Below are 621 nucleotides of genomic sequence, written 5' to 3' on the forward strand. Positions count from 1 at the left end.
GCAGCACTTCTAGGCCGGCAATCTGGCCGGCATCCTTGGTCGCCTGGCGCTGGGCGTCGTTGAAGTAGGCCGGAACGGTGATCACCGCCTGGGTGACGGTCTCACCGAGGTAGCTTTCGGCGGTTTCCTTCATCTTCTGCAGGATGAAGGCCGAGACCTGGCTGGGCGAATAGTCCTCGCCGCCGGCCTTGACCCAGGCATCGCCGTTCTTGCCCTTGACGATGGTATAGGGAACCAGCTCGGTGTCCTTCTTGGTCACCGGGTCGTCGAACCGGCGGCCGATCAGGCGCTTGACCGCGAAGATGGTGTTGTCGGGATTGGTCACCGCCTGGCGCTTGGCCGGCTGGCCGATCAGGCGTTCGCCATCCTTGGTGAAGGCGACGATCGACGGCGTGGTGCGCGCGCCTTCCGAATTCTCGATCACCTTGGGCTTGCCCCCGTCCATCACTGCGACACAGCTGTTGGTGGTGCCAAGGTCGATACCGATTACTTTACCCATTTACTTCCCCACTCGTTCGAGTTGATTGGACACTGCGCGGTGCGACCTCCTGGATGAGGCAGGCCGGCTCGGCAGCTCGATTGTTGAGGGCGATAGAGGTGCGGATTCCGGTGGAACAAGGG

Annotated in this window: 1 protein-coding gene; it reads right to left on the minus strand. The window is 62.3% G+C overall.

What is annotated here, in order from left to right; translation table 11 throughout:
- The coding region (locus AC01FP_RS18660) for an Hsp70 family protein (RefSeq protein WP_474482389.1) at positions 1-499 on the minus strand (499 nt) is incomplete at its 3' end.
- Positions 500-621: the final 122 nt, after the last annotated feature.

Source organism: Cyanobium sp. NIVA-CYA 375 (genome assembly GCF_056108345.1).